The sequence below is a fragment of the bacterium genome, from assembly GCA_012517375.1.
Lineage (GTDB): Bacteria > Hydrothermota > Tepidihabitantia > B3-TA06 > B3-TA06 > JAAYVC01.
In genome coordinates this window covers 1-5065 of sequence record JAAYVC010000074.1, presented here as the reverse complement: position 1 = coordinate 5065, position 5065 = coordinate 1, and the positions used below count along the sequence as shown (strand labels likewise).

Sequence of the window (5065 nt, the reverse complement as noted above, 5' to 3'; positions counted from 1 at the left end):
TTTAATACGAAACCGGGGTCATAGGGCATCGAGAGTAAAGCCATATTCTTGTGTCCGGTAACGAAGCCCACTCGATTGTTGATAAAGTGGCATTCGTAGAAGGTTGAGTCATGGGTAAGGTATGCCGTTTGCCATGTTTTGCCGCCATCCGTAGTTTTATTTGCTACGGAATCGCCGAACACGTAGCCAACTTGATCGTTCTCCGGGAAGCACATACTAACGATATAAGGTCTATCCTTTAGCACCGTGTCCCATGTTGCTCCGCCGTTCGTGGTCTTGAAAACCTTGCCGTCTCCGCCTGCCATGTAGCCTACGGTTGCGTTCTCGGGAAAGTCAACGAGATATGGTCTGAAATCGTCGTTCCACAACCCCTCCTCATTCAACACCCAGGTCTCGCCGCCGTCTGTGGTCTTGAAGTAGCTGTAGTGATCTTCAAATGTAGAGTCGTTGATTATCTTTGTGCAAGTGGCAGTTACATAGCCAGTATCAAAGGTTGGAAAAGAAAGGTTGCTTAGATAGATGTTTTCTTTTGAATCAGAGTAAACCTCAGGTAATGCTGGAAGGGTATCCCAATGCCAGCCGCCGTCAGTCGTTATATAAAGATGGCACCTTGGATAGTTCAAATCACCCGACAAGCTATATCCTCCATAGCCGAGAAGACTTTGACCAGGAGGAAAATATATGTTCCAACCTGGAAATGTGCCGTCTACCTTATTCCAGGTTTTACCACCATCAGTAGTTAAATGATTGTATCCTATGAAACCAAGTGTATCGTCAGCGAAATAGACGTATTCAAAGAAAGGTATCACTGTATCCAGCGCCCAATTGCTTCCGTCAAAAGTCTTCCAGAGCCCCTCGTCACCCACAACGAAGATATTGTGTTCGTCAATGGCACATATCTCTGTGAAACCTCTATCCGTTGGTAAGTCTAGTATTTCCCAGCTAGCAGTTATACTAAATGGCGATGTTGACCATATTAGAACCAACGCTATCAAAAAAGGTCGCTTGTTCATCTCACCCTCCTATGGTTGTTCGTCCCATGAGGGATTATAATTCTTGTGATGATGATGTTTGTAAATCGTAAGTCCATTATCCCACCCCCAGTAAGAAGCCGGAAACCAGTAATGATGATCTTCATCCTTGTCCATTATCCAGATGTTATGCGAAGATCCCTGCTCTAAACCAAGGGGCTTCCAGTAACTGTCGTAGATATTTTCCGTAGGAATGGCATCGTCGTATGGTCGAGTGCTATAATCCCCTAGCCATCCTGTTCCCGTCCAGTTATCAGCCGACCAGGCTATGCGCTCGCCGTCAGGCGAAAAGCACGGCATTGAGCTGTTCCACATCTCTCGGCAAGGAGTCGGATCACATGAACGCTCATTCCAACTTTCAGTCAATCGAACCGGAGGGGTATTTGGATATCTGAAATCATATTTGAACAACTCGAAGTTGATGCAGTCTTCCGGGTTACTCTGAAAGCACTGGTGTGCATAGTTGCTGGCGAATACAATGATGTTAGGGTCGGTCGGACTGCAGCACGGGTCGTGTTCTGTCCAGTTCATCAGATAGCTTGCGCCGCTTCCGTTTATTATTGCTTTCGCTGCAGTGCCACCGCCTGAGTTGACCCTGTATATTTCCCAGTCTCCCCAAACGGTTGAATTATCTGTGTCCCTGTTGCTCAGAAAATATATCTTGTCTCCATTCGTTGAGAAACACGGACTGCGGTTGTCCGAGGCGCCCTGCGTTATTTGCTTCATCTCGCTTCCGTCCGTATTCATTGTGTATATGTGCCATTGCCCGCTCTGATTCGACGTGAAAGCTATCTTTGTTCCGTCAAAGCTGTAACATGGATCAACGGTTGAATAGTTCCCGGAAGTAAGCTGTTTCCATGCCCCGCCGTTAATGCTCATCTTATAGAGATGCGGCCAGCCGTCCTTGTCTGAGACGAATACGACAGACTTATCCTCAACGGAGTACGTGGGGTCCCACTCGCTGCACATGTCCGCAGTTAAAGGATCGCCATACAAATCACAATCTGATTCGTTTACGTTATCAGCATCCGGGTCTAGCTTCCAGATGTCCCAGTAGGTGTATTCAGTTGAGTTGGGGTTTGGTCTGTTGCACTCGAAGACTATCCAAGTCTTTGCAGCAGCCCGCATTATTGCAGGCGCGGCAATGTCAATAAGCGTTAACCAGCATACCCACGCTTTCCCTTTGCGCAGTTGGTTTTCCCTATAGTCCATTATTTCCTCCTAGGCTGTAGTCGGTTTTCCAGTCCCTCTCAGTTTCGCGGTAAGGATTTCTTCAGCCTCAGCCCTTTGCCATCCTCGCATTGATGAAAAGTCTTTGCTGGCGCAATCCCTACTTTAAACAACTCCTTGAAAAATATTAGGCCGAATCCTTATTTTGTCAAGTCCAAGTTACCTTTCTAAAGAAAGTTAAGATACTGCCGGTGATATCTTCATCAGCCTGAATTCCATAACAAAACTGCCGCAAGCCCAGAAAAAGCTGCATCAAATTACATAATAACCGCATGGAAAAATCAGCAGGGCGATTCTTGATTGGTCTTGCTATCTGATAAGAATCAAGGCGACTCCTGCAAGAGCCGCCAATGTTCCTGCAATGGCAAAAAAAGTTATTCGCTCCTTGTAAATAATCCTTGACAAGGGAAGCATCACAACCGGCGATAACGAGATAAACGTCGCGCCAATTCCCACCTTCGTGTTATTTATCGCATAAAGCGCTAAGAGAGTGCCTATTATCAATCCGATTGTCGTTCCCAGAGATACATGAAGCATGGCTTTTCCATCCTTAACTGAACCGACTACTTCTTTAGTCTTCCCTGCGAACAGAACGTAAAGACTCGTGACCGCTGTCGCAGCAAGAACCCTGAGCATGGTGGCGTCCAGAACGTTTACGCCCTCAATCATTCCCTGCTTGGCAAGTACGAGACCGGCACCCTGCCCTATTGATGCTGCTACCGCCATCAAAACGCCGGCTATAACGGAGCGTCTATCCAAATGCTGACTATCCTTCTTGTTTAAGACAACGAGACATATCCCTGCCAGCACAAGCATAATGCCTGATATTGAAAGAAGTGATAGAGTTTCTTTCAGGAATATCCATGCTATTAATGCCGAGAATACGGGACTTAAGGTCATTACGAGAAGAACAATTCGGGGACCTATTTTAGCGAATGCCGCAAAAAGAAACCAGTCGCCCACTGCTAGCGCAACAATACCCGAGATGGAGAGCCAAATCATTGATTGTAGAGGGAAGGCAAATCTTCCTCCAGCAAGAAGGTGAACCGCAATTAAGAGGATTGAGGCAAGTGTAAGCCTCAAAACGCTTACAGCAATAACCTGTATGCGCCTTGAAGCCTCGGTAAAGAATACGGCGTTAAATGCCCAGAGAACGGAAGTCCCGAGAGCGGCGAGTTCGCCAAGAATGGGCATTTAATTCAATAAATTCTTCAGGGTTTCTTTGTGTAATACTCGGGCACTTGCTTGCGCATGGGGGCCTCGGATGAATCGTAGTATACTACTTTTACGATTGAGCGTATCCGGTCGAGTCCGTAAAAAAGCTCCATCGGTTCGCCTGGAGAAAGATCCTTAACTGCGTTCCAGAAGCCGTCGAAAGACTGTATGCCGCTGTAAGATCCTCGAACTGCAACAGCCCTTATAGGACCGTTGTAAGCCTCCCATGAAGCGGCGGCGCTTTGCTCCTCGACATCTGAGATGTATACGGCGGAGGAATCCATATCGTACCAGTATTGCAGGAATCGGCTCATCGGCTGAATGGTCATGCCTGCGATTGTTATGTATTCCTTGGGTCTGTCAGCGGCGCGGTCAACTGCAAGAATATTGAAATCGAGCATGCTCCCGAAGCGCGAAACTCTAAGCGAGCACACTTTATCGGCAAAATCCTTCATCATTATCGCGTAGTCAGCCTCGTCGACGGGCGTCTTCCCGTTAATTGAAAAAACGATATCTCCGGGCATCACGCCTGCAGTATCGCTTGCATTGGATGGCGCCACCGCTCTGATGAGCAGGGCTTTTCTTACATCTGAACCAAGATTGGTTTTGAAGCTTTCCTGTGCCCTTGCGGTTGTTATCTCTTCGACATCGAAGCCAAACCACCCGACCCTTCCGCCGTATGGAAGTTTTCCTGCAAGGAAATCCTTGATTACCGGTTTAAGCTGATTTATCGAAAGGCTCCAGCCTATGCCCTGACCGGACGTTGCAGCGTTTATGGCAACCACGGAACCATCCCTCATGAGAATCAAAGGACCGCCTGAATTGCCCGGATTAATCGGCGCATCGGTTTGAATGAACTTTCCTGTCCCCGATGTTGGCGTGTTTGTCGTGGAGCTGACAATACCTTCTGTTCCTGAAAACTCAATGCCACCTGGATTACCGAAAGTGCCCACCCGGTCGCCTATCTTGAGCTTATCAGAATCTCCAAGCCTGGCTGCCTTTACATTCGAAGGAATGCCTGGCTCATCAAGTTTGAAACGAATCATCCCGAAATCGAATACGGGGTCAACATAAACAGGTTCAGCCTCTATACGCTCTCCGTCCTTGAAGCTTATCTGCACATTGCAGATGCCTTCGCCGATTACGTGTTCGCATGTTACTGCATAGGCATAACCGGCATCGCGGTCAATGGAGACGATAAATCCCGAGCCCTGGCTTGAGCCTCGTTGCGAGCTTTCAAGGGCTATAACGGTTGTCACATATACGCGGATGCTGTAGGACTCAGCTTCGGAAAAAACCTCGGCTGAAGATGCAGCAAAAAGCGTTGGGGAAACAAAAAGAATCAAAGCGATTAAAACCTGGCTCCCTCTTGAAGACGAAGACATCTTAAACATGAATCTCCTTTCTTGGAGAGAAAATTATAAATGGGTCGTGCAGGATTCGAACCTGCGGCCACCGGATTAAAAATCAGGTGCTCTGCCAACTGAGCTAACGACCCGTCATGTAACTGCGTCACTTGTAAGATTGTCGAAAGAGTCTACTTCGCTTTGCACCATTTTTGCACCAATTTTCTCCACTGCATCCTTAAG

Annotated in this window: 4 protein-coding genes and 1 tRNA gene; all 5 read right to left on the bottom strand. The window is 47.5% G+C overall.

The features are described 5' to 3' along the window. On the bottom strand, window positions 1-1013 hold a 1013-nt coding region (locus GX441_08250; GenBank protein ID NLI98632.1), incomplete at its 3' end, for a hypothetical protein. A 9-nt stretch (window positions 1014-1022) separates the two neighbouring features. Further along, window positions 1023-2243 (bottom strand): DUF5050 domain-containing protein, encoded by a 1221-nt coding sequence (locus GX441_08245; protein ID NLI98631.1) that lies wholly within the window; start codon window positions 2241-2243, stop codon window positions 1023-1025. A gap of 327 nt (window positions 2244-2570) precedes the next feature. Next, a complete protein-coding gene (locus GX441_08240; protein ID NLI98630.1) occupies window positions 2571-3455 on the bottom strand; it encodes a DMT family transporter in 885 nt (294 codons plus the stop codon). Window positions 3456-3472: 17 nt separating this feature from the next. Continuing rightward, window positions 3473-4870, bottom strand: a complete 1398-nt coding sequence (locus tag GX441_08235; GenBank protein ID NLI98629.1) for a hypothetical protein — start codon at window positions 4868-4870, stop codon at window positions 3473-3475. A 31-nt stretch (window positions 4871-4901) separates the two neighbouring features. Continuing rightward, window positions 4902-4974: transfer RNA gene (locus tag GX441_08230), tRNA-Lys, on the bottom strand. Window positions 4975-5065: the final 91 nt, after the last annotated feature.